The following is a 22497-nucleotide window of genomic DNA, read 5'->3' on the forward strand; positions in this document are numbered from 1 at the left end:
GCGCTTCCCCCTGCCCGCCCCTTCCCGAAACTGGGGCTCCGCCCCGGACCCCGCGCCTCAAACGCCGGCGAGGCTGGAATACGCGGCGGAAGCGCAGGGGCGGGGCTCAGGGTGTGGTCGGGGTGAGCCAGGTGGTGGTGTCGCGGGCGCGGGCGAAGAGGTTTTCGACCTCCGGGGGTTTGAGCGTCGTGGGGGCTGCCGCGAGGTTCGGGGTGGCCGTCGGGGGCTGGAGGATGCGGATGTCGCGGACGGTGGGGGCCGTTTCGACCCGCGAGGCGTCGACCAGCGCCAGCGCCGGGGTGACCTCGGTGGCCAGGGCCGCCGTGGCGAAGGCCGCCGCGCGGCGGATCCAGCGGGGGTCCGGGCGGGGTTCCGTGCGGCCCACCGTGAGCAGGAGGTCGCCGATCACCGCGCGTTGCCGGCGGCCCGGGACCGTACGCACGCAGAAGGTCCCCGCCGGGCCGATGAGCAAGTGGTCGATGCGGCCCAGGCCCGGGAGCGGGACGCAGTGCAGGGTCCGCCACCCTTCGGGTTCCAGGGCGTCGAAGGCGTCGCCCATCCGCTGCTGCGCGGTCAGGTCCTGGCGCAGCCGGTGCCGGGCCCTGGTGCCCGCCGGGCCGTGTTCCAGTTCGCCCAGCAGGGTCTCCCCCGGGCGGTTCGGGGCCAGGTCGGCGTCCGGCGGCAGCGCGAGACGTCGCAGGTCGGAGGCGGTGGGGACCGGGGGCGGGCCGATCGAGACCGTCCCGCTCAAGTAGGGGCGCAGCGCCGCCAGGATCGCCTCGCGGTGGTCGTCCGCGAGGACGCTGATCCGGTTGGCCTGCCGGTCGTACCAGGCCACCGCCTGCCCGTCGGGCAGATTGACGTACAGCCGGCCGCGGCCGGGCCGGCCGCTCGGCAGTACCTTGAGTCCGCGCATCGCCCTCACCCCCGCCGTCCATGGGAGCAGCCGGGGCGCCGCAGGGCAATCCCTCGGATGTGTAACGACTCCGACGGAACGTTGCGACTCCGCTGTTACACGAACGGGGCGCTGCCGCAACGGCCGGGCCCTAGGTTTGACCCGCCTGGATGGCCCAGGCCCTGACCGGCACCGAAGGACTTCTCCGTGAGCACCGTCAGCCGCCGCACTCTCGTTCGCGCCGCCGCCGTGACCGCATGCGCCGGAAGTCTGCTGGCGCTGCCCACCGCCGCCGCCCTGGCCGAGGGGGTCCCCGCGGCCTCGTCCGCGCACTCCGCGGCCCCGCAGGCGGTCCTCGTCAAGAGCCTCGCGCTCGCGGACGGGGTCTCGACCGCGAAGGTCTACCGCACGGCGAACGGGGTCTACCGGGCCGAGGTCCTGGCGGCCGACGGCACCAGGGCGGCCACCCTGACCAGCGGTGACGGGGTCACCGCCTTCGGCGGCTCCGGGGACCTGCACGCGGCGCTGGACTCCTCCGGACGGCTGACCTCCTGGGTGGGCGACGTCCCGGCCCGGGGCGGCGACCACACCGTGGCGGGCGACGGTCACAAGACCGGAACCCGAGACGAGGCCCGCAACGAAGACCGCGGCGAAGACCGCGGCGAGGCCAGCAACGAAGCCCGCAACGAGGCCCGCGGCGGGCAGGTCGTGCCGGCCTCCGTTGCGCGGAAGGCGACCACCGGGGACGCCCACGTCGTCGCCGACGGCTCCGGCGGTGGGCGGCGGCTGAGTACGCTGGCGGACGGGCCGGGCGACGGCGTGCTGCTGCTCGGCGCCGCCGGCGGGATCGCGGCGGTCGGCGCCGCCGGGCTGGGCTTCGCGATGCTGCGCCGAGGGCGCACGGACGGCTGAGACCGCCACCGGGTAAATCGGCTGGACCTCCGCATATGGTTGACGAGGTCGACCGTCGGACCGTCGCGGGCAGAAGGGCACAGGGGCTGTGAACAGGTTGCGCTTGCGTGTGTCCGCGCGCCCGCTGGTCCCCCTGCTCGGGCTGGTTCCGCTGCTGGCGGGCTGCGGGGACACCGGCGGGCTGGTGAGCGCCGGCTCCACGCCGACCGTGAGCGGACCCGTACATCTGTGGCCCGACCGCCGTGGGGCGTCCGTGCCGCCCGCCGATCCGGGTGGGGCCCCGCCCGAATACGTCAAGGGGATCCCGCCGGTCCGCGACCAGGACGTGCACGCCGTCGACCCGGTGGCCCTCGTCCAGGCCGAGCTGCGCACCCATCCGGACACCGAGGTCGGCACGGACGGGATGCCGCCCCGCACGGCGGCCGCGATCCAGGAGTGTCCGAAGGAGGAGGACGCGAAGGAGCCGGAGGCGTGCCCGGTGCTGAAGCCGTACTACCGGGACCTCACGGGCAACGGCAAGGACGAGCTGATCGTCGGCATCGAGTTCCCGGACAAGATGATGTCCGTACGGGTGTACACCGCCGACCCGGACGGGCGGCTGAACCGGATCATGGCGACCACGGAGACCGTCATCACGGTGGAACTGGCCGGGCGCGACGTGATCCTGCGGGTGCCCAGCGGCAACCGCGGCTACGAGCTGGTCACCGCCTGGTCCTGGGACGAGAGGCAGCTCACCATGCTGCCGACGCGCGAGCAGATCGTACGGGTACCCGGCAATCAGGGGGCCCCGGGCAGCCGGGAGCCCGCTCCCGTGCCGGGCCGACCGTGAGGCCCGTGCGGCTGCCCGCCTGGACGGCCACGCTGACCTGGAAGTCGGCGTGCTTCATCGTCGTGATGTGCTGCTCGCTGGCTGCCGTGCTCGGCGCGCTCGTGCACGTGGAGGTGACGCGGCAGACGGTGGCCACGGCGCGGGAGAAGGCTCTGGCCAAACTGCTGGAGGTCTCGCGCGCGTACGAGGCGGGCGAGCCCCTTCCGCGCGGTTCCTGGTTGGATCCCGTCGGGCTGCCGCCCGATCTGCGCACGCTCGCCGTCAGCGGGCGCCGGGGCACTCTGGTGGCGGACCACCGGGGCCGCCCGACCATGTGGGCGGCGGGCCCGGCGGACGGCCGCGCCCTCGCGACCACCGTCGACTACGGGCAGAGCGCGCGCACGATCAGCGGGCTGGACAACGCGATCATCGGCTCCTCGCTGCTGGCGATCGGTGGCACGCTGCTGGTGGGCGCCTTCTCGGTGACCCGGGTGACCCGGCGCCTGCACCAGACGGCGGCCGTAGCCCGGCGGATCACCCAGGGCGACCTCGACGCGCGGGTGGACGACCCGCGGACGAGGACACCCTCGCGGCACCAGGACGAGGTGGCGACGGTGGCCGCGGCACTGGACACCATGGCCGGGAGCCTGCAGGCGAAGCTGGAGAGCGAGCGGCGGTTCACGGCGGACGTGGCGCACGAGCTGCGCACCCCGCTGACGGGCCTGCAGGCGGCTTCGGAGCTGCTGCCGGAGGGGCGGCCGACGGAGCTGGTGCGCGAGCGGGTACGGACGATGCGGCAGCTGACGGAGGACCTGCTGGAGATCTCCCGGTTGGACTCGGGCAGCGAGGTGGTGGAGAGCGATCTGCACCAGCTGGGGCGGCTGGTACGCCGGGTGGTGCGGGCGTCCGGGACGGACTCGGAGGTGGTGATCGTCCGCGACGCGCACGTGGAGACGGACCGCCGGAGGCTGGAACGGGTGCTCGGGAACCTGGTGGCCAACGCCCACAAGCACGGGCGGCCGCCGGTGGTGCTGACGGTGGACGGGCCGGTGGTGACCGTACGGGACCACGGGGACGGGTTCCCCGAGTACCTGGCGGCGCACGGCCCGCAGCGCTTCCGCAGCGGGGGCAAGGGCCACGGGCTGGGCCTGACCATCGCCGTGGGGCAGGCGCGGGTGATCGGGGCGCGGCTGGAGTTCCTGGTGGCGGAGGGGGGCGGCGGGCTGGCGGTCCTGACCCTCCCCGACGACGTGCCGACGCAGGCGCCGTAGCCCCATCCACCCGCAGCACGCGCCGGCGCGACGCACGGGCGGGCGGGCGGGCGGGCGGGCGGGCGGAGGTCCGGTGGGCGCCAGGGACGCCAAGAAACGTCAGCGACGCCAGGGACGTCAGGGGACGCGAGGGACGTCAGGGGGCGGCGTCTTCGTCCAGGGCCAGCGGAGCTTGGGCTTGGTGCCCGCGGGGCGGAAGTCGTACTTCCACCCCTTCTGCAGGCCGAGCCGCTTGGAGTGCCCCGCGGGGACGCGCTCGTACAGCAGCACCGTCGACGGGCCGCCGTCCGGTGCCGGGACGGGGATCTCGTACCACTTCGGGGGGTGTCCGGTCGGGCCGAGGAGGACGGGGAGGACCCGGCCGTCCATCGGGCCGCCCTCGAACGGGGTCGGTTCGCTTCTCACCCCACCAGTGTCACAGCAGGTGGGCGGCCTCGGACACCACCGGGATCACGCGGCGGGCCAGGACCCCGACCGGGCCGTCCGCCGATTCCAGGGCGAGGGCGGCCCGGGCGGCCGCGGCCGTCTCCGGGTCCGTGGCGGCGGTGGCCGTCAGCAGGGCGATGAACTGGTCCAGCAACCAGTCCCGGAGGTGTTCGACCTCGGGCTGCTTGCCCTCGTCGATCCAGATGAGGGAGGCCCCCTCGACGGCCGTGATCCACGTACGGACCATCATGCGCAGCCGGGGGCCGGGGGCCGGTACGCCCAGGTGGAAGAGGATCTGCTCGGCAGCGGCCCGCCGGATGCCGTCGACCGTCGCCGTGGTGCGGGAGGTCTCCACGACGCTGCCGCCCTGGAGGAGAGCGGCGAAGCCGGCGTCGTGTTCGTCGACGAAGGCGAGGTAGCGGTCCAGGGCCCGGGACAGGCGCCGGGTCAGGGGACCTTGCTGGGGTTCGGCGAAGCACAGCTCGAGGACGTCGGCGGCCGAGCGGAGGGCGGCCTCGTAGAGCTGCTGCTTGCCGCCCGGGAAGTAGCGGTAGACGAGCGGGCGGGACACCCCGGCGGCCTCGGCGACGTCGTCGAGCGAGACCTCTTCCGGCGCCCGGTGCGCGAACAGCGAGAGGGCGGCGTCGAGGAGTTGGGCCCGCCGCTCCTCGACGCTCAGCCTGCGGTACGCGCGTACGGTCATGTCCGCAGCGTATCCCCGCGGGCGCCGGACGACTGGGCGTCCTGTGGATCGGGCCCGATCGGCGCCGGCACGGGGCCCCGTGTGCCGGACCCGTCCGGCCCGGACCGCGGGCGGGCGGGGTCGGGCGAGCAGGCGGGGCGGGCGAGCAGGCGGGGCCGGCGGGGCGGGCGAGCAGGCGGGGCCGACGGCGAACCGGCGGGTCGAGCAAGCCGGCAAGTCGGGCGGGCGTCACGCCCTTGCGCTACGCGAGCAGCCCCGAGCTCTGCCAGAGCCTGCGGCCGACCCCGCGCAGCACACCGATGTCGTCGAGGAAGTCGGTGAGCCGCTTCGCTCCGCTCTGCATGACCTCGCGGCGGTGGCCGCTCGCCTTCACCTGGGCGACGGCCTCGCGGCGGTCCACGCCGATGTTGTCGTAGACGGCCGGGTTCACGAAGGCCAGCGAGAAGACGCGGGCGGCCTCGCCGCAGCTGATCCGGGTGAGTTCCTGCTCCCAGCGCGGGGCCGTCAGCATCTGGCGGCGCAGTTCCTCGCGGGCGTACCGGACGTGCCGGGCCTCCTCGATGACGTGGATCCGGGTGACGCCGCGGACCAGCGGCTGGATGCGCTCGTCGGGGAAGGTCAGGCGCTGCATCCAGTCGAGGATCTCCTCGCCGAGGAGGGTGCAGGCGAAGGAGCCGGGGGTGGTGGAGACGGTCTTCAGGATCCGCGCGAGGTTGTGGTTGACGCGGGTGACCGGGTACGCGGGGGCGCCGGCCTTCTGGATCATGCGGGCGAACATCATCGAGTGGCGGCACTCGTCGGCGATCTCGGTGAGCGCGTAGCGGACGTGGTTGCTGGTCAGGGACTTGTCGTAGATGTGCCGGACCAGGAGCTGCATGAGGATGATCTCGAACCAGATGCCGAGCGAGCCGAGCGCCGCCGCCTCGTGGCGGGAGAGGTCGATGCGCTGCTCCTCCCCCATCTTCTTCCACAGCGGGGTGTCGTAGAGGGAGAGCAGTTCCGGCGGCCAGTAGTACTTGCCCTCGATCGGCGGGGCGTCCCAGTCGAGTTCCTTGTCGGGGTCGAAGGAGTGCTTGGCCGAGGATTCGAGGAGTCGCTCGGCTATCTGCTCGCGGTCCTTGAGCAGGCCGAGGGCGTCCCGCAGCGCAGCTCGTTCGGTCACGGTCGTCATGGGTTCGGACACCTCGTCGTCGAGTTACCGGCGGTCACTTCTTATGAGACTGCCTGTCAGCAAGACCGTCAATCCCTTGCGCACGACTTGTTGACCCCGTGTCTACCAACGTGTGACGCTGCCAACTGTCCGGTCCCACACGGCAGTACGTGAGACGAGGGGGCGTCAGTGTCGACGCACGAGCTCTACACCGAGAACCCTGGCGAGCCGGTCTGGCAGGTTCCCACTGCCGGATCCGCCCGCTTCAACTGGGAGTACGCCGACGGCCGCGAGCGGCTCCTGGCGCTCTACCAGAAGGGCAAGGACAAGCAGTGGGACGGCACCAAGCGCATCGACTGGGACATCGAGGTGGACCCGTACGATCCGCTGGGCACTCCCGACGAGGCCCTGCCGCTGTACGGGACGCGGCACTGGGCCAAGCTCACCGCGAAGGACAAGGGCGAGCTGCGCCGGCACTACGCCTCCTGGAACTTCAGCCAGTTCCTGCACGGCGAACAGGGCGCGATGGTGTGCGCGGCGCGCATCGTGGAGTCGGTGCCGGACCTGGACGCGAAGTTCTACTCCGCCACGCAGACGATGGACGAGGCACGGCACGCCGAGATCTTCGGGCGCTTCCTGCACGAGAAGGTCGGGATGCTGTACCCGATCAACGACAGCCTCCGGGGGCTGCTGGGCGACACCCTGCGCGACTCCCGCTGGGACATGCCGTACCTGGGCATGCAGGTGCTCATCGAGGGGCTGGCGCTGGCCGCCTTCGGCTTGATCCGCGACACGACCACCAAGCCGCTGCCCAAGCAGCTCCTGGCGTACGTGATGCAGGACGAGGCCCGGCACGTGGCCTTCGGGCGGATGGCGCTGCGCGACCACTACGCGCAGCTCACCGACGCCGAACTGCGCGAGCGCGAGGAGTTCGTGATCGAGGGCTGCTACCTGATGCGGGACCGGCTGCTCGGGGTGGAGGTGCTGGAGAACTTCGGGGTCGCGGCCGAGGAGGCGACGCTGCTCAGCGAGCAGTCCGAGTTCCTGCAACTCTTCCGCAAGCTGCTGTTCAGCAGGATCGTGCCGTGCGTCAAGGACATCGGGCTGTGGGGCGAGCGGTTGCAGCGGGCCTATGTGGACCTCGGCGTCTTCGACATGGGCGACTCGAACCTGGACCTGCTGATGAGCCAGGACGAGGAGATGGCCGAGGCCCTCGACCGCGAGCGGTTCGCGGCCGAGGAGTCGGCGCGGGTGGCGGAGGTCGAGGCCGCCATCGCCGACGGATCGGCCGCCCCCTGAGTCGGGCCGCCGTGCCGCCCCCGACGCGCACGCGCGGCGGGCCGGGCGTCAGCCGGCGGCCAGCGCCGCCTCCATCACCGCCCGCGCGATCGGCGCCGCCGCGCCGTTGCCGCTGATGTCACCCCGGTCCGCCGACGCGTCCTCGACCACCACCGCGACCGCCACCCGGGGCAGCGCCGCACCTTCGGCCCTGGCCCAGGAGATGAACCAGGCGTACGGGGTGCCCTTGTTGCCGACCCCGTGCTGTGCGGTGCCCGTCTTGCCGCCGACCACCGCGCCCGGGATCGCGGCGTTGCGGCCCGTCCCGTTCTCCACCACCTTGACCATCAGCTCCTGCAGCCGGACGGCGGTGGCCGGGGTCATCGCCCGGCCCAGGCTGCGCTGGTCGCCGCGCCGGACCTGGGATCCGTCGTCCCGGGTCGTCCGTTCCACCAGGTACGGATAGGTGAGCTCGCCGCCGTTCGCGACGGCCGCCGCCACCATCGCCATCTGCAGCGGTGTCGCCGTGGTGTTGAACTGTCCGATCGAGGACAGGGCCAGCTGGTCCTGGCTCATGTCGGTGTCGAAGTTCGACCGGGACACCCACGAGGGCACGCGCAGCCCCTCGGTGTTGAAGCCGAAGCGGCGTGCCGCCTCCACCATCCCGCGCAGTCCGACCTGCACCCCGATCTTGGCCATCACCGTGTTGCAGGACCACTGCACCGCGTCCGCCATCGAGGCGTCCTCGCAGCCGGCGCCCGCGTTCGGCAGCAGGGTGCTGGTCCCGGGCAGCGGGTAGGGGTCGGGGGTCCGGGTCGGCGCGTCCACGTCGGTGACCACGCCCGCATCGAGGGCGGCCGCGGCCGTCACGATCTTGAAGGTGGAGCCGGGCGGGTACGTCTCGCGCAGGGCCCGGTTGAGCATCGGCCGAGCGGGATCCGCGTTCAGGGCGGACCAGGCCTCCTTGACCTTCGTACCGGTACCGGAGAGCGCGGAGGGGTCGTACGAGGGGCTGCTGACCAGCGCGAGGATCTTCCCGGTGGCCGGCTCGACGGCGGCCACCGCGCCGCGCTTGCCCGCGAGCCCGGCGTACGCGGCGCGCTGCGTGCCGGAGCGGACGGTGGTGGCGGCGTTCCCGCCGGCGGGGCGGCCGCGGGCCAGTTCGTACCAGAGCGGGAAGGCGGAGAGACCGGGGTCGGTGCCCGACAGGATCGGGTCCTCGGCGCGCTCGACGAAGCTGGTCCCGTAGGTCTGGGAGGAGAAGCCGGTGACGGGCGCGTAGAGCGGACCGTTCGCGTACGTCCTCTCGTAGCGCAGCAGTTGGCCGCTGTCGCGGGAGCCGGTGACGGGGCGCCCGTCGACCAGGATGTCCCCCCGGGGTTCGGCGTAGCGCTCGATGGCGGGGCGCTTGTTGGCCGGGTTCGCGCCGTAGGCGGCGGACTCCCAGACCTGCACGCGGGCGATGTTGACCAGCAGGGCGACCAGCAGGAGGGCGCAGAAGTACGCGCACCAGCGGATGTAGCGGATCACTGGTCCGGCTCCTTCGCGGGGCGGGGGCTGCGGGCGCTGTCACTGAGCCGGACCAGCAGGGCGACGATGATCCAGTTGGTGACGACGGAGGAGCCGCCCTGCGCGAGGAAGGGCATGGCCATGCCGGTGAGCGGGATCAGGCCGGTGACGCCGCCCGCGATGACGAACACCTGGAGCGCGACGATCGAGGCGAGTCCGGTGGCGAGCAGCCTCCCGAAGGGGTCGCGCAGGGCGAGTCCGGCACGGAAGCCGCGGGCGACGAGCAGCCCGTAGAGGAGCAGGATCGCGGCGAGGCCGACGAGGCCGAGCTCCTCTCCGGCGGTGGCGAGGACGAAGTCCGACTTGGCGGCGAAGCCGATGAGGAAGGACTGGCCGTGGCCGAGGCCTGCGCCGAGGAGGCCGCCGGCGCCGAAGGCGAAGAGGGACTGGGCGAGCTGACCGGGTCCCTCGCCGCGCTCGATGGAGGCGAAGGGGTTCAGCCAGTCGTCCACCCGGCCGTGCACGTGCGGTTCGAAGGTCCCGACGGCGTACGCGCCGAGGGCGGCGAGCAGGAGCCCGATCGCGATCCAGCCGATCCGCCCGGTGGCGGTGAACAGCATGATCACGAACAGTCCGAAGAACAGCAGCGAGGTGCCCAGATCCCGCTCCAGGACCAGCACGCCGACGCTGAGCAGCCAGATCGCGAGGATCGGGCCGAGGACGCGGCCGGGGAGGAGCCGGAGCTTCCAGAAGAGCCGGCGGCCGGTGAGGGCGAGCGCGGTGCGGTTCGCGGCGAGGTAGGCGGCGAAGAAGACCGCGAGCAGGATCTTGGCGAACTCCCCGGGCTGGAAGGAGAGCCCGGCGAACCGGATCCAGATGTGCGCGCCGTTGACCGCCGGGAAGAAGACGGGGACCAGCATCAGGACGAGGGCCACCGCGACGGACAGGTACGCGTAGCGCTGGAGCACCCGGTGGTCGCCGAGCAGTACGACGACCAGCACGAAGAGCGCCACGCCCAGCCCGGACCACAGGAGCTGGTCCCCGGCGGTGAGGTGCCCGGGGGTGGTCACGTCGAGGCGCTGGATGAGGACGAGGCCGAGGCCGTTGAGGAGGGCGGCGATGGGGAGCAGGAGGGGATCGGCGTAGGGGGCCCGCAGGCGGACGGCGAGGTGCGCGAGCAGGGCGGCGACGCACAGACCGGTGGCGTAGCGGGCGGCGGGGCCGGGGACGTGGCCGGTGGTCGCGAGGCCGACGTAGAGGTGACCGAGGACGGAGATCAGGACTGCTCCGGCGAGGAGGGTCAGCTCGACGCCGCGCCGTTTGGGGGCGCCGGCGCCCGGGGGCGGGGGCGGGGCGGGCTCCGCCACCTTTGCCGTCAGAGCGGTCATACACCGAAACGTAGCAAGCGGGCGGATGATATGTCCGCTTATGCCATAGTGTGCCGAAGAGTCGTCACAAACGGTCGGAAGTATCCCCGCACGTGAGGAGCCGAGGCGCATGGGACCCGTGGAATTCATCGTCCTCGCCTTCCCGGAGGAACAGCTGCGGGCCCCGGCGGTCGAGGCCGTGATGGGGCTGCGCAAGACCGGGGTGGTCCGGCTGATCGACGGGATCGTGGCGACGAGGACGGCGTCGGGGGAAGTCCTGGCGGCCGAGTTCGACGAGTTCGTCGAACTGCACGGCCTGCTGACCGGCCGGGACGTGGCCCGGCTGATCGGGCCGGAGGACATCCAGGAGGCGGCGGGGCTGCTGGAACGCGGGAGCTGCGCACTGCTGCTGGTGGTCGAACACCTGTGGGCCGAGGACGCGGCGATCGCCGTACGGGCCGCGGGCGGCCGGATCGTCGGCTCGGTCCGCATCCCGCCGGACCGGGTACCGGCGGATCCGCGGGCGGGGGTGGCCTGATGTTCATCCGTCCGATGGGAGTGACGGTCCGTGCGGCGAACCGCCCACCGGGGCACCCGCTGCTGCGGGGCCTGCTGGCGCGGGCGTCGGGAGCGGCGGAGCCGACGGCGGGCTCGGTGGGAACACCGGGCCCGGAGACCGCCACGGACCCGGCGGGCGCGCCGGACCGGAGCGGGGCACAGGTCGAGCAGCTCCCGGCCGGGACGCCGCCCGAAGCTCCGCCCGAGCCCCCGCTGCCGACCGGACCGGAGCCGGCGGCGGCGACCGCGCCCGGACCCGCCCCGGCCGGCCTGGTGGCGGAGCTCACCCAGCTCGCCGGCCTGGCCCGCGAGGGCCTGCTGACCCCCCAGGAGTTCACGACGGCCAAGGCCCGCCTGCTGCGGGGCTGACCGCGACAGCCGCGACGCAGACCCCGGCCCGGGCGACAACACCGTCCCGGCGCATTGTCAGTGGCCGGATCCAGAATCGACCGCATGAGTGACTACTACGACCTGTTCCTGACGGTGGAACTGCCGGAGGACCTGCCCGAGCCGGCCATGCGGGAGCTGAGGTGGCTCCTGGGCGAGGCGGAGGCGCCGACACCGCTCGTGTCGGCCGACTGGGAGGCCTGGGGGTACCCGTGGCAGGTCTTCGACGGCGGCACCCCGAGCCACGCCTTCGACGGCGTGGACAGCTCGTCGCTGCTGCGGACGGACAGGACGTACGCGGACGGCAGCACGCCCTGGGCCCTGACCGTCCGGACGTGCGTCCACGAGGACGTGTTCGGGATGGTGATGGAGGTCGTCGAATGGGTGCTCGAGCTCGCGACCACCCGGGGGTGGGTCGGCTTCCTGCGGCATTCGGGCTCTGACGGGGTCCAGCACCTCCTGCGCCACGAGGACGGGTTCGACGTGGTCGACGTCCGCGCGACGGGGCGGCCGGACCGCGTGGTCTTCGACTAGGCCGTCTCTTTCGGATCTTGCCGGGCTCCCCCGGCCCACATCGACGTCGGGTCGGTCGACACCTTCCGGGACGAAGACATGGCCTACGCCGACACGATCTGGCGCGCCGGCGGCCGGGCCGAACTCCACGTATGGCCCGGCGCCTTCCACGGCTTCGACGGCCTCGCCCCCGAGGCGGCCCTCAGCCGGGACGCCCGCGACGCCCGCACGCGCTGGCTCCGGCGCATCCTCGCGCAGTCCGAGAACCGGGAGACGCAGGTCCTGGGAGACGTAGGTCACACGCGCCCGTGTCACAGGAGGTCGGGCCATCTCGTCTCGGGGATGTAGCCAACGACGACCACCGAGGAGCACACCATGGACGCGCGACTGAACCTCTTCGCCGGCCCGACCACCGGCAAGGCCCTGAAGCACCTCATGTCGGCCGGCAAGGTGATCAAGGAGTCGCCACTGCCGGCCGCAACGCAGGAGCTGGTGTCGCTGCGGGTGAGCCAGATCAACGGCTGCGCCGTCTGCATCGACATGCACACCAAGGAGGCCGCAGCCGCCGGCGAGACCCCGGTACGGCTGCACCTGGTGGCGGCGTGGCGGGAGGCCACGGTCTTCACCGAGGCCGAGCGTGCCGCGCTGCAACTGGCGGAGGAAGGCACCCGGACCGCGGACGGGGCGGGCGGGGTGGCCGACGCGGTGTGGGCACGGGTCGCCGAGCACTACGACGAGGAGGAGCTCAACGCCCTCGTGCTGCTGATCGCCCTCATGAACATGGCGAACCGGATCAACCTCATCACCCAGCAGCCGGGCGGCGACTACGTGGCCGGGCAGTTCCGCTGAAAGCCACCGGCGAGGGCTTGTCCTCCCCCACCGTCACCCTGATGATCATCCAGAACCACCCGGGGGAGGGGAGCCGACATGAGCAAGGTCGAGGAGTTCGAGGACCTGCGGCCGCTGCTGTTCTCGATCGCGTACCGGATTTTGGGCAGCGTGAGCGAGGCCGAGGACGCGGTGCAGGAGACCTGGCTGCGCTTCGACGCCTCGGCGACCCGGCCCGCATCCGTCAAGGCCTTCCTGTCGACGACGGTCACCCGGCTCTCGATCGACGTACTGCGCTCCGCGCGGGTGCGTCGCGAGGAGTACGTCGGACCGTGGTTCCCGGAGCCCTTGCTGAGCGATCCCTACCAGGACCCGGCACGGTCGGTGGAGCTGGCGGACTCGGTGTCGATGGCCTCGCTGCTGCTCCTGGAGCGGCTCAGCCCGCTGGAGCGCTCGGTGTTCGTCCTGCGGGAGGTCTTCGCCTTCGGCTTCGACGAGGTCGCCGCGGCGGTGGGCCGCTCGGAGGCGGCTTGCCGCCAACTGCTGGTCCGGGCGCGGCGGCACATGGAGGCCGGCCGGCCGAGGTTCCGGGCTGACCGTCAGGAGCGGCAGGAACTGGCGACGCGGTTCCTGGACGCGATGAAGGACGGCGACATCACCGGACTGCAGCGACTGCTGGCCGCGGACGCCCAACTGGTCGGGGACAGCGGCGGCAAGGCCCCGCAGCTGGCGAAGACCATCAACGGCGCGGAGAACGTGGCCCGCCTGCTCGCCGCGTTCTTCCCCTGGCTGTCCCGCATCGGCGTGACCGCCGAGCCCCACGACGTGAACGGCGAGCCGGGCGCGATCGTCCGCGACCCGGACGGCCGGGTGCTCCACGTCCTGGCCTTCGAGATGCTCGACGGCAGCATCAGCACCATCCGCTCGTTGGTCAACCCCGACAAGCTCTCCCACCTGGGCCCGGTGGCGGACGCCTGGGCGATCACCCGCGCAATCCGCGAGGCCCGCCGCGCGGCGAGGTGAGGGGGCGGGGTGGGGGGGCGGGAGCCGATCGACCGGGGTCGGATGGTGGGGCGGGGGCTGCGGAGAGCGGGAGCCCCCGCCCCACCTTCCCGAAGCCCCCGCCCCGCCCCCAACCGGGTGAGGGCCGGCGACCGGCCGGATTCGCTGGGGGATTTGTCATACCGGGCGTGGCAGCATCGGCCGCCTCGGAGGTGATCCCATGCCACATCGACCGTCACGTCGGCTGTCCTACCGGCCGCTTCGCGCCGTCTGCATCGCCGCGGCGCTCGTCTTCGCCGGCCCGGTCCCGGGGGCCGGGGCCGAGCCCGGGCTTCCCGAGGGGGAGTCCGTCGGCGTGCTGCTCACCCGCCTGCAGGGCCTGTACCAGAAGGCCGAGGAGGCCAGCGAGGCCTACAACGCCACCGACGTGGCCCTCCGGGCCGGCCAGGCCGAGGAGCGGCGGCGCGCCGCCGAGCTCGGCAAGGCCCGTACCGCGCTCGACTCCGAGCGCGCCCTCGCCGGGCGGCTCGCCCGGGAGCAGTACCAGGGCGGCCAGGGGCTGTCCCCGTACGCGCGGATGCTGCTCGCCGGGAACCCGCAGGCCGCCCTGGACCAGCATCGGCTCGCCGCCCGCGAGGGCGCCCGGCGGGCGGGCGTGCTGGCCCGGCTCTCCCGGGGCGAGAAGAAGGCCGACGCGCTCGCGATTCGGGCCCGCGAGGCCCTGGACACCCGGCAGGCCCTGGCCGCGCAGCAGAAGATCCACCAGGACGAGGTCGCGGCGCAGCTCAAGGAGGTCGAGCGACTGCTCTCCGCCCTGACCCCGGACCAGCTCGACCGGCTGGGCGCGCGGGAGGCCGACAACACTGCGGCCGCGCAGCGGGACCTGGTCGGTTCGGGCCGCCTGCCCACCCGTACGGGCACCCCCACGGCGGCCGGTGGGGCCGCCTTCAGGTACGCGGCGGCGCAGATCGGCAAGCCGTACCTCTGGGGTGCCGAGGGGCCGGGGGCCTTCGACTGCTCCGGGCTGACCTCGCAGGCTTGGGCGCACGCGGGGCGCACCATCCCGCGGACGAGTCAGGAGCAGTGGGCGCAACTGCCGAAGGTGCCGCTGGACCGGCTGCGTCCCGGGGACCTGGTGGTCTACTTCCCCAAGGCCACCCATGTGGGCCTGTACGTCGGCGACGGCAAGGTGATCCAGGCGCCGCGGCCGGGGGCGCGGGTCAAGGTCTCGCCGATCGCGGCGAATCCGCTGCTGGGGGCGGTCCGGCCGGACCCGGACGGTGCCCCGCTCGCGGAGTTCACCCCGCCCGAGCTGCCGGAGGCGGCGACGGGCGGGGTGGGCGATGATGCCGGCTATTCAGCCGAGGAGGCCCCGGACGCCGCGGACGCCGACGACGCCGCGACCTCCGCCAGGTAGTCGGCGGTGTCCTCGGGGTCGTAGAAGTACGCGTCGAAGTCGGCCGGGTTGTCGAAACCGTTGGCGAATCGATTCGCCACCGGCTGGAGCTGCCCGGCCGCGCCGATCAGGTTCAGTACGTGCTCCGGCGGAACGCCCAGCATCGCGTTCGTCCACTGGGTCACCGGCTTGCCCGTGGTGAACCAGTACTTGTCGAAGGTGGCCTTCATCCAGGCCTCGTCGAACGGCTTGTCCCCGTGCATCAGGATCGACGACAGGTACGAGGCGGCGCACTTCGCGGCGGAGTTCGAGCCCTGCCCGGTGATCGGGTCGTTCGCGACGACCACGTCCGCGACGCCCAGCACCGAACCACCGCCGGGGAGGCGTCCGATCGGGTTGCGGACGACCGGCGCGTAGCGCCCGGCGAGCGTGGCGCCCGCGTCCGTCAGCTCTACCTTCGTGGCCCGGGAGTACTCCCACGGCACGAACTTCTCCATCAGCTCCAGCGTGAGCGCCAGGTGCTGCGCCGGGTCCTTGACGCCGTTGAAGACGTCCAACGGACCGCCCGGGAGGCCCTCCCAGAACAGGATGTCCGCCCGGCCCGAAGTGGTCAGGGTGGGCATGACGAACAGTTCGCCGACGCCCGGGACCAGATTGCAGCGGACCGCTTCCGTCTCCGGGTGCTCCGGGCGCGGGCCCAGGCCGTGCACGTAGGCGACGGCGAGCGCGCGCTGCGGGGCGTCGTACGGGGAACGCGCCCCGTCCCGCCCGAACATCGAGACGAGCTCGCCCTTGCCGGCGGCGACCAGCACCAGGTCGTACGTACGGGAGAAGAAGTCGAGGTCGGCGACCGAGGCGCCGTGGATGACGAGCTGACCGCCCCGCTGCACGAAGGTGTCGAGCCAGCCGGCCATCTTCACGCGCTGGTCTACGGACTGCGCGTACCCCTTGAGCCTGCCGAGCCAGTCGATGGCGCGGCCGGCGTCGGGGGTGGCGACGGAGACGCCGAGGCCCTCTATCTTCGGGGCCTGGTGCTCCCAGAAGTTGATCTGGAGATCGCGCTCGTGCTGCAGGGCCGTGTCGAACATGCACTGCGTGGACATCACCCGCCCGGTGCGGATCTCGTCCGCCGTCCGGTTGGACATGAGGGTGACCTCGTACCCCTTCGACTGGAGTCCGAGGGCGAGCTGGAGACCGGACTGACCGGCTCCCACGACGAGTATCTTGCGCATCTCTCACGCTCTCTGTTCGGGGGGGCTCTATTCGGGAGTGGTGTCGAGGGCGTGGCCCACCAGGGCGAGCAGGGATTCGACCACCGTGTCGCGGCGCCGCGCATCCATGATCACGACGGGTACGTGGGGCGGGACGCTGAGCGCCTCGCGCACGTCGTCGGGCTCGTACGACTGCGAGCCGTCGAAGTGGTTGACGGCGACGGCGTACGGGAGCCCGCAGGTCTCGAAGTAGTCGAGGGCCGGGAAGCAGTCGCGCAGGCGGCGGGTGTCGGCGAGGACGAGACCGCCGATGGCACCGCGCACCAGGTCGTCCCACATGAACCAGAACCGCTGCTGGCCGGGGGTCCCGTACACGTAGAGGACGAGGTCGTCGTCGAGGGTGACGCGGCCGAAGTCCATGGCGACGGTGGTGGTGTTCTTGTCGGGGGTGCCGGACAGGTCGTCGGTCGGAGCGCTCGCCTGGGTCATCACCGCCTCGGTGCGCAGCGGGGTGATCTCGGAGACGGACGAGACGAAGGTGGTCTTCCCCACGCCGAACCCGCCCGCGACCAGCACCTTGACGGCGACGGGTGCGCGGGAGCGGTCGTACTGCCAGGGCTGGGCCGGCTCGTCGTCCGACTGCGGCAGGGACACCGGATTGTCAGAGACGGCGAAGACCACTGAGCACCCTTTCCAGCAGCGCGCGTTCGGGACGGCCGCTGCCGTGGCCCGTGGCGTAGACGCGGACCCGCCCCTGGTCGGCGAGGTCGCTGACCAGGACCCGGACCACGCCGAGCGGGAGCTTGAGCAGCGCGGCTATCTCGGCGATCGTCCGCATGCGGCGGCAGACCTCGACGATGGCGGGCATCTCGGGCATGCGGTCGGGCTTCTGCGGCTCGGAGACCTTCGTGTCCAGGGCGGCGACGAACGTCTCGACGTGCAGGACCTGCGTGAAGCGGGTGCGGCCGCCCGTGAGGGAGTACGGACGGACGCGGGCGGGGCGGCGGTCGGCGCCGCGTATGGGCAGCCGGTCGGAGGCCGTACTCCTCACGGGGTGTTCTCCATCGACTGGCGCAGCTCGCTGCGGACTTCGGGGGTCAGGACGTGGCCGGCGCGGCCGACGAACAGGGCCATGTGGTAGGCGACGACGCTCATGTCGCAGTCGGGGGTGGCGTGCACGCCGAGCAGTGAGCCGTCGCTGATGGCCATGACGAAGACCGAGCCGTGCTCCATCGCCACCATGGTCTGCTTGACCGAGCCGGTCTCCATGAGGGCGGCGGCGCCGGTGGTGAGGCTACCGAGGCCGGAGACGATGGTGGCGAGGTCGGCGGACGCGCCGCGCGGACCCTTGGGCCCCGGCCGGTCGACCGGTTCGGCCGCGCCCGCCCCCGGGTCGGAGGACAGGAGCAGCAGCCCGTCCGAGGAGACGACGGCGACGGAGTTGACGCCGGGCACCTCCTCGACCAGGTCGGTCAGCAGCCATTGCAGGTTGCGGGCCTGGGTGCTCAGTCCGTACGTACTGGGCGCGGTCATGTGCGTGCCTCCTGTGCGGTGTCCCCCCGGTCAGTCTTGCTCTGGCCCTGCCGCTCCGTGGGCCCCTGGTCAGGGGTGTGGTCGGACCCCTGGTCCTGGGCGAGTTCGGCGGCGGCGACGCGCCGTCCGTCCTGGGCTCCCTGGTAGAAGCCTCCGAGCCGGCGCCGCAACTCCTCGGCGTCGACCCGGCGTGGCGGCTCGGACGGTCCGTCGGCACGGGCCGGACGCTTGGCGGGGACGGTGCGCGGGGTCCGCTTGGGCAGGCCCTTGTCGGTGACGGCGCCTTCGGCCTCGGCCCGGTCGGCCGGGTGGCTGCTCTGGCGGGGGAGCCAGTTGCCCTCGGCCGGGGCGTGGGTGTGCGGCTCCGCCTCCGGTTCGACTTCCTGTACGTCGGCCACGGGTGCGGTGGTGTGCGCCGTGGTCGGGATCTCCTCGGCGGGGTCCGCCACGCCGGGGGCGGCCGGCTCCGCGTCGGGTACGACCCGCGCGAGCAGCTGCTCCTCGGGGGTGGGCCCGTCTCCTGCCGGGGGCTCGGCCACGAACACCTGGTCAGCGGGGACCGGCTCGGCCGGGGCCTCGGCAACGACGGCGGGGCCCGCCAGGGCTTCGGCCAAGGTGATCGGGACCGCCGCGACGGCGGGCTCCGGGGCCGGCTCCGGTTCCGGTGCTGGTGCTGGTTCCGGCTCGACGGCGACGGGGACGACCGGCTCCTCGGCGAGGCCCTCGGCAAGGCCCTCGGTAGCAGCCTCGGTCTCGGTCTCGGCGTCGGTCACGGCCTCGGGCTCCGCTTCCGCGGCCGCCTCCGTGGCGACCTCCGCATCCGCATCCACGTACGGGCCCGCGTCCGCGTCCGGGTCCGGAGCGGCATGCGTCCCTCGGCGCCGCACCGGCAGCGTGTTCTCGTTCGCCTCAGCTATCACTCCCGGCAGCCGCAGCGCGGGCCCTCCCGGCATGGCCAAGGCATGCACCGGGGAGACCACCGGGGTGGTGGGCAGCAGCGTCACCGGGATGACCACCAGGGCCTCGGTCCCGCCGTGCCGCGGAGTGCGCAGTTCGGCGGTGACCCCGTGCCGGGCCGCGAGCCGGCCGGCCACGTACAGGCCCAGGCCGAGGCCGTGTTCCGCCTCGGGTTCCTCGTCGTAGGCCTCGGGCGTGGACAGCCGGGTGTTCAGCGCCTCCAGGCGGTCCTCGGTGATGCCGATGCCTTCGTCCACGACGGACAGCACCACGTCGCCGGCGCCCTCCAGCCAGCAGGACACCTTCACCTTGACCTCCGGCGGGGAGAACGTGGTCGCGTTCTCCAACAGCTCGGCCAGTACGTGTGAGATGTCGTCGGCGGCGTGGCCCGCGACCTGGGTGTACGAAGGCAGCGCGGCGAGGTCGACGCGCTCGTAGCGCTCGATCTCGCTGACGGCGGCCCGCATCACGTCGACCAGCGGCACCGGCAGGCCCTGCCCGTGTCCGTGCTCCTGCCCGGCGAGGACCAGCAGGTTCTCGTTGTGGCGGCGCATCACGGTCGCCAGGTGGTCCAGCTTGAAGAGGGTCGCCAGCCTGTCTGGGTCCTGTTCCTTGGACTCCAGTTCCTCGATGACCGCGAGCTGGCGCTCCACGAGGCCCAGGGTCCGCAGCGACAGCGAGACGGAGGTCGTCGACATGATGCGCCGGTGCTCCTCCAGCCCCGCCCGCAGCGTCTTCAGTTCTTCTTCCAGCACGTCCCGGGCGGCGGCCAGCGCCTCGCTGCGGCCGATGATCCGGCGCCGGTCGGCGTCGAGCCCGGCGATCCGGGTGTGCAGGGAGACCGTCTGGTCGCGCACCGCGTTCAGGTGGCGCACGACCTCGGCGAACTCGTCGTTGCGGCCCGTGAACCGCACCGGTTCCACCGAGCCCTCCGGCGTGGCCAGCCGCTCCGCGCCGCGGCGCAGGACCGACAGCGGCCGGGTCAGCGACCGCGCCACGGCGGTCGAGATGCCGACGGCGAGCAGGAACAGCACGCCCATGAACGCGATCACGAGTTCGAGCCGGGTCACGTCGTCGTCGCGCAGCGCGGCCAGGGCGGAGGCCCGTTCACTCGCGAGGGTGGCCTCCACGGTGCGCATGCGGTCGATGCGGGCGGTCAGCGCGGTGCCGACGGCGGCCCCGTCGGACTTGCGGTCGGCGGGCGTGAGGGTGGGCCGGTCGGTGAGCCGCTTGAGGAAGTCGTCGGCCGTCTTGACCTCGGGTCCGGTGACGGTGGCGGCCAGGGTCTGGCGCACGTCGGGCCGCGCGGCCCGGGCGAAGTCGTCGAGGGCGGCCTGCTCGCGCACGCGCGCCCGCTGGGCGGCGGCGGTGAGTTCGTCGACCACGGCCGAGTTGGGGGGCTGGTCGCCGCGGGGGACGGCCAGTGCGGCGAGCAGCAGTCCGCGGGTGGCCGAGGCCTGTTCCACGGCCTGTCCCAGCGGGGCCAGCGGACGGGTGGTGGTGAGCGCGGCCTCGGCGCGCGGCGGGGTCAGCTCGGCGAGCCGGTCGTTCGGGGCGAGGAGTTCCGCGATGACCCCGGCGTAGGCCTGGTGGACGGCGAGGGCGCTGCCCTTGCCGTCGACGGCCTCGGCGCGGACGGTCCGTACGCGGGCGAGGGCCCGGGCGGTCGCCTCGTCGGCCTCGGCCTGGACCTCGGCGAGCTGCCGGTCGGTCCCGGCGATGCGTTCCTGGACGGGCCCCTTGGCCGCGCCGGGCCGGCCCTTCGCGGCGTACTCGACGACCGCGTCACGCTCGTCACCGAGGAGGTGCGTGAGGGTGAGGGTCTGCCGGGTCTGATCCGCGAGGGTGACCAGGTGCTGGGAGTCGTTCAGTTCCCTCGAGGCGGAGACGACGGCGGGCGCGCCTGCCACGAGGACGGTGAGGCCGGCGACAGCCACGCCGATGACCAGCCTGCGGCGCACGCGGACGCGGCGTCCTGCGGGGGCCGGGCCGTCGGCGGCGGTGCCGTTCTTCCGAGACCGCTTCTTCTGCACCGGTGCTCGCAATCCTGTACGTGTGCTCTTGATCGTCTACTCGTGTGGCCGAGGTAACGGCCGGTCAACAAGTAAACGCCCCCTGCTCCCTCGTACCGCCTCAGACCTTTGCAGCGTGCTGGGAAGAGAGCCGCACATCGCCCAACCGGCCACCCGAACGAGTGAACATCACGGATGAGTTGCCGACCAACTCGGGCACCCCGTGCCGGGGCGCCTCCATGGACAGGTGGTTGAAAGATCGATGCGGGCTTTGGCAGGATGCCCGCCCACACGACCGACCCGCCGTCCCGGCACCCGCCGCCCGCCCCGGGCGGCCGGCGGGTGGAGCCGCCCCGGCGCACCCGATTTGGTACGGACCTACCCGCACCCGCGGCCTCCCGCGCGGCAGAATGCGGACATGCGCATCGACCTCGCCTCGGCCCCCGGTCACCAGGAACGCCCCAATGAGGACTGGGTGTCGGCCGCGATCCCCGCTTCGGGAGGAGGCGTCCTGGTGCTCCTGGACGGCGTCACCCCGCCGCAGGGCGACGACGGATGCGTGCACGGAGTGCCCTGGTTCGCGGCCCGCCTCGGCGGCCGATTGACCGAACTGTCCGGATCGCGGCGGGACATGCGGCTCGATCAGGTTCTGGCCGAGTCCGTCCGCGCCACGGCCGACGCCCACCGCGACACCTGTGACCTTTCTCACGCACGCACCCCGCAGGCAACGGTCGTCGTGGTCCGCTGGGACGCGCAGTACGTGGAACACCTCGTCCTCTCGGACTCCGTGCTGCTCCTGCAGGCGCCCGACGGCGAGGTGACGGCGGTGCTCGACGACCGGCTGGACCGGGTTCCACGGGAAGTACTGGGCTCGGTGGCCGCGACGGACGCCCTGCGCAACGCGGAGGGCGGCTTCTTCACGGCGGCCGCGGACCCGGCGGTGGCGGCCCGGGCGCTTGTGGGGCGCACCCCGCGCGGGCGGGTGCGGGCGGTGGCCGCGCTCACGGACGGGGCGAGCCGGTGGACCGACACCTTCGGGCAGGGCGACTGGGCGGACTGTCTGGCGGTGCTGCGGAAAGAGGGGGCGCAGGGCCTGATCGGCCGGGTGCGCGCCATCGAGTCCGGCGCGAAGCGCCCGTCGGCGGCCCGGTCCAAGCGGCACGACGACGCGTCAGCGGTCTACGCGGAGCTCTGAACTGCCCCGACCCCCCGGCGGCCCCGCGCACGGGCGTCCGTGCGCACGGGTGGTCCCTGCGCCGCCCTACTCCGCGCCCGCGTTCAACTGGTTCAGCAGCCGGGCCAGTTCCGCCACCTCGCCGCGGTCCCAGTCGGCGAGCTTGCGCATGTACCGCTCGCGGCGCGCTCCGCGGACCCGCAGGAACCGCTCCCGGCCCTCCTCCGTGAGGCCGACCAGGGAGGCCCGGCCGTCTGCGGGGTCCGGCTCGCGGGCCACCAGGCCGAGCACCTCCAGGGCCCGCAGCTGCCGACTCATGGTGGCCTTGCCGACCCCGAAGTAGGCGGCGAGCTCGGTGGCCCGCTGCCGGCCGGCCGCTTCCAGGCGTACGAGGAGCCCGTACGCGGCGGGCTCCAGCTCGGGGTGGAGCTCGCGGGCCATCTCGCCCGAAGAGGCCCGGGCCCGCCGGAGGAAGACGGACAGCTCCCGCTCCAGGGCAAGGAACTCCTGGTCTTCGCTCCCGTGCACGTCCCGCTCCTTCGATGCTGTGTGGCACCCACGTGGATGCGGGGCCAGTATTTCGCAGTGGGTGTGCCGACGGCCTGGT

General features: G+C 73.0%; 24 protein-coding genes. 12 read left to right on the forward strand and 12 right to left on the reverse strand.

The features are described 5' to 3' along the window. Window positions 1-106 precede the first annotated feature (106 nt). Complete coding sequence (locus tag OG207_RS14945) at window positions 107-916, reverse strand: nuclease-related domain-containing protein (RefSeq protein WP_329099030.1); 810 nt, start codon at window positions 914-916, stop codon at window positions 107-109. Window positions 917-1102: 186 nt separating this feature from the next. Here OG207_RS14945 and OG207_RS14950 point away from each other — a divergent pair, with 186 nt between their 5' ends. The 3 genes from OG207_RS14950 (at window position 1103) to OG207_RS14960 (ending at window position 3886) form a co-directional block, all read left to right on the forward strand. Then, entirely contained in the window at window positions 1103-1807 is a 705-nt protein-coding gene (locus OG207_RS14950; RefSeq protein WP_329099031.1) for a hypothetical protein, read from the forward strand. Window positions 1808-1916: 109 nt separating this feature from the next. Further along, window positions 1917-2636, forward strand: a complete 720-nt coding sequence (locus tag OG207_RS14955; protein ID WP_329099032.1) for a hypothetical protein — start codon at window positions 1917-1919, stop codon at window positions 2634-2636. After that, window positions 2633-3886: a histidine kinase dimerization/phospho-acceptor domain-containing protein gene (locus OG207_RS14960; RefSeq protein WP_443072715.1), complete on the forward strand. Its 1254-nt coding sequence runs from the start codon at window positions 2633-2635 to the stop codon at window positions 3884-3886. The genes OG207_RS14955 and OG207_RS14960 overlap by 4 nt, the downstream gene beginning before the upstream one ends. A 117-nt stretch (window positions 3887-4003) precedes the next feature. Here OG207_RS14960 and OG207_RS14965 read toward each other — a convergent pair whose 3' ends face one another. The 3 genes from OG207_RS14965 to OG207_RS14975 form a co-directional block, all read right to left on the reverse strand. Beyond that, window positions 4004-4291 carry a hypothetical protein gene (locus OG207_RS14965; RefSeq protein ID WP_329099033.1) on the reverse strand — a complete coding sequence of 96 codons (288 nt, stop codon included), beginning with the start codon at window positions 4289-4291 and terminating at the stop codon, window positions 4004-4006. 10 nt (window positions 4292-4301) lie between these two features. Beyond that, window positions 4302-5015 carry a TetR/AcrR family transcriptional regulator gene (locus OG207_RS14970; protein WP_329099034.1) on the reverse strand — a complete coding sequence of 238 codons (714 nt, stop codon included), beginning with the start codon at window positions 5013-5015 and terminating at the stop codon, window positions 4302-4304. Window positions 5016-5256: 241 nt separating this feature from the next. After that, the gene (locus OG207_RS14975) at window positions 5257-6186 is read right to left on the reverse strand and encodes an AurF N-oxygenase family protein (protein ID WP_329099035.1); all 930 of its coding nucleotides are present in this window, start codon (window positions 6184-6186) and stop codon (window positions 5257-5259) included. A 168-nt stretch (window positions 6187-6354) separates the two neighbouring features. On the opposite strand from OG207_RS14975, the gene OG207_RS14980 reads away from it, so the two are divergent. After that, entirely contained in the window at window positions 6355-7464 is a 1110-nt protein-coding gene (locus OG207_RS14980; RefSeq protein ID WP_329099036.1) for a ferritin-like domain-containing protein, read from the forward strand. Window positions 7465-7512: 48 nt separating this feature from the next. On the opposite strand, the gene OG207_RS14985 is transcribed toward OG207_RS14980, so the two are convergent. Next, window positions 7513-8973, reverse strand: a complete 1461-nt coding sequence (locus OG207_RS14985) for a penicillin-binding transpeptidase domain-containing protein (protein WP_329099037.1) — start codon at window positions 8971-8973, stop codon at window positions 7513-7515. Next, the gene (locus tag OG207_RS14990) at window positions 8970-10340 is read right to left on the reverse strand and encodes an FtsW/RodA/SpoVE family cell cycle protein (RefSeq protein ID WP_329099038.1); all 1371 of its coding nucleotides are present in this window, start codon (window positions 10338-10340) and stop codon (window positions 8970-8972) included. Before OG207_RS14990 ends, OG207_RS14985 begins: the two co-directional genes overlap by 4 nt. A 109-nt stretch (window positions 10341-10449) precedes the next feature. Between OG207_RS14990 and OG207_RS14995 the strand changes: the two genes are divergently transcribed. The 7 genes from OG207_RS14995 (at window position 10450) to OG207_RS15025 (ending at window position 15024) form a co-directional block, all read left to right on the forward strand. Then, complete coding sequence (locus OG207_RS14995) at window positions 10450-10857, forward strand: DUF6325 family protein (protein ID WP_327383279.1); 408 nt, start codon at window positions 10450-10452, stop codon at window positions 10855-10857. Further along, window positions 10857-11246, forward strand: coding sequence for an SHOCT domain-containing protein (locus tag OG207_RS15000; RefSeq protein ID WP_329099039.1), 390 nt, complete (start codon window positions 10857-10859; stop codon window positions 11244-11246). The genes OG207_RS14995 and OG207_RS15000 overlap by 1 nt, the downstream gene beginning before the upstream one ends. Window positions 11247-11330: 84 nt before the next feature. Next, window positions 11331-11798 carry a hypothetical protein gene (locus OG207_RS15005; protein WP_329099040.1) on the forward strand — a complete coding sequence of 156 codons (468 nt, stop codon included), beginning with the start codon at window positions 11331-11333 and terminating at the stop codon, window positions 11796-11798. Window positions 11799-11876: 78 nt separating this feature from the next. Next, window positions 11877-12125 carry an alpha/beta hydrolase gene (locus OG207_RS15010; RefSeq protein ID WP_402694948.1) on the forward strand — a complete coding sequence of 83 codons (249 nt, stop codon included), beginning with the start codon at window positions 11877-11879 and terminating at the stop codon, window positions 12123-12125. Between the two features lie 27 nt (window positions 12126-12152). Beyond that, window positions 12153-12626: a carboxymuconolactone decarboxylase family protein gene (locus OG207_RS15015; RefSeq protein WP_329099041.1), complete on the forward strand. Its 474-nt coding sequence runs from the start codon at window positions 12153-12155 to the stop codon at window positions 12624-12626. Between the two features lie 78 nt (window positions 12627-12704). Beyond that, the gene (locus OG207_RS15020; protein WP_329099042.1) at window positions 12705-13628 is read left to right on the forward strand and encodes an RNA polymerase sigma-70 factor; all 924 of its coding nucleotides are present in this window, start codon (window positions 12705-12707) and stop codon (window positions 13626-13628) included. A 223-nt stretch (window positions 13629-13851) separates the two neighbouring features. Beyond that, a complete protein-coding gene (locus OG207_RS15025; RefSeq protein ID WP_443072864.1) occupies window positions 13852-15024 on the forward strand; it encodes an NlpC/P60 family protein in 1173 nt (390 codons plus the stop codon). Here the strand turns inward: OG207_RS15025 and OG207_RS15030 are convergent. Genes OG207_RS15030 through OG207_RS15050 form a run of 5 tightly spaced genes read right to left on the reverse strand, consistent with a single transcriptional unit; the run spans window position 14961 to window position 20737 of the window. Then, window positions 14961-16235, reverse strand: a complete 1275-nt coding sequence (locus OG207_RS15030; RefSeq protein ID WP_329099044.1) for a styrene monooxygenase/indole monooxygenase family protein — start codon at window positions 16233-16235, stop codon at window positions 14961-14963. The genes OG207_RS15025 and OG207_RS15030 overlap by 64 nt on opposite strands. A 27-nt stretch (window positions 16236-16262) precedes the next feature. Next, window positions 16263-16895: a GTP-binding protein gene (locus OG207_RS15035; protein ID WP_384827957.1), complete on the reverse strand. Its 633-nt coding sequence runs from the start codon at window positions 16893-16895 to the stop codon at window positions 16263-16265. Then, a complete protein-coding gene (locus tag OG207_RS15040) occupies window positions 16876-17265 on the reverse strand; it encodes a DUF742 domain-containing protein (RefSeq protein ID WP_329099045.1) in 390 nt (129 codons plus the stop codon). The genes OG207_RS15035 and OG207_RS15040 overlap by 20 nt, the downstream gene beginning before the upstream one ends. After that, window positions 17262-17747: a roadblock/LC7 domain-containing protein gene (locus OG207_RS15045; RefSeq protein ID WP_329099046.1), complete on the reverse strand. Its 486-nt coding sequence runs from the start codon at window positions 17745-17747 to the stop codon at window positions 17262-17264. The genes OG207_RS15040 and OG207_RS15045 overlap by 4 nt, the downstream gene beginning before the upstream one ends. Then, window positions 17744-20737, reverse strand: coding sequence for a sensor histidine kinase (locus OG207_RS15050; RefSeq protein WP_329099047.1), 2994 nt, complete (start codon window positions 20735-20737; stop codon window positions 17744-17746). Before OG207_RS15050 ends, OG207_RS15045 begins: the two co-directional genes overlap by 4 nt. Before the next feature lie 397 nt (window positions 20738-21134). Between OG207_RS15050 and OG207_RS15055 the strand changes: the two genes are divergently transcribed. After that, complete coding sequence (locus tag OG207_RS15055) at window positions 21135-21911, forward strand: protein phosphatase 2C domain-containing protein (RefSeq protein ID WP_329099048.1); 777 nt, start codon at window positions 21135-21137, stop codon at window positions 21909-21911. A 66-nt stretch (window positions 21912-21977) separates the two neighbouring features. Here OG207_RS15055 and OG207_RS15060 read toward each other — a convergent pair whose 3' ends face one another. After that, window positions 21978-22418, reverse strand: a complete 441-nt coding sequence (locus tag OG207_RS15060) for a MarR family winged helix-turn-helix transcriptional regulator (RefSeq protein WP_329099049.1) — start codon at window positions 22416-22418, stop codon at window positions 21978-21980. Between the last annotated feature and the right edge of the window lie 79 nt (window positions 22419-22497).

It is taken from the genome of Streptomyces sp. NBC_01439, from assembly GCF_036227605.1.
Lineage (GTDB): Bacteria > Actinomycetota > Actinomycetes > Streptomycetales > Streptomycetaceae > Streptomyces.